Annotated in this window: 1 protein-coding gene; it reads left to right on the top strand. The window is 46.9% G+C overall.

The window, feature by feature from the left end:
* A partial coding sequence (sodC, locus tag DAE25_RS22945) for a superoxide dismutase family protein (RefSeq protein WP_107768570.1) occupies window positions 1–492 on the top strand: 492 nt, incomplete at its 5' end.
* Window positions 493–518 lie beyond the last annotated feature (26 nt).

The following is a 518-nucleotide window of genomic DNA, read 5'->3' as shown; positions in this document are numbered from 1 at the left end:
AAAAAAGCGGATAACAGCTCAGTGGAAAAACTTGTCGTACAAGTACAACAACTTGATCCTGTAAAAGGAAACAAGGATGTCGGTACGGTAGAAATTACCGAATCTGCATACGGTTTAGTGTTTACTCCGCACTTACACGGTTTAGCTCAAGGTTTACACGGCTTCCATATTCACCAAAACCCAAGCTGTGAACCGAAAGAAAAAGACGGTAAACTGGTTGCCGGTTTAGGCGCGGGCGGGCACTGGGATCCGAAAGATACCAAGCAACACGGCTATCCGTGGTCGGACGATGCGCACTTAGGTGATTTACCGGCATTAACCATCGCACACGACGGTTCTGCAACCAATCCGGTTCTTGCTCCGCGTTTGAAAAAACTTGATGAAGTTAAAGGTCACTCTTTAATGATTCACGAAGGCGGCGATAACCACTCTGATCACCCGGCTCCATTAGGCGGTGGCGGTCCGCGTATGGCTTGCGGCGTCATCAAATAACATAATTAAATAAATTTAAACCGATG

This window comes from Nocardioides terrigena (genome assembly GCF_003047265.1).
GTDB classification, from domain to species: Bacteria; Actinomycetota; Actinomycetes; order Propionibacteriales; family Nocardioidaceae; genus Nocardioides; species Nocardioides terrigena.
The sequence above is the reverse complement of the archived record's forward strand: the minus strand, read 5'-3'. Positions and strand labels throughout refer to the sequence as shown.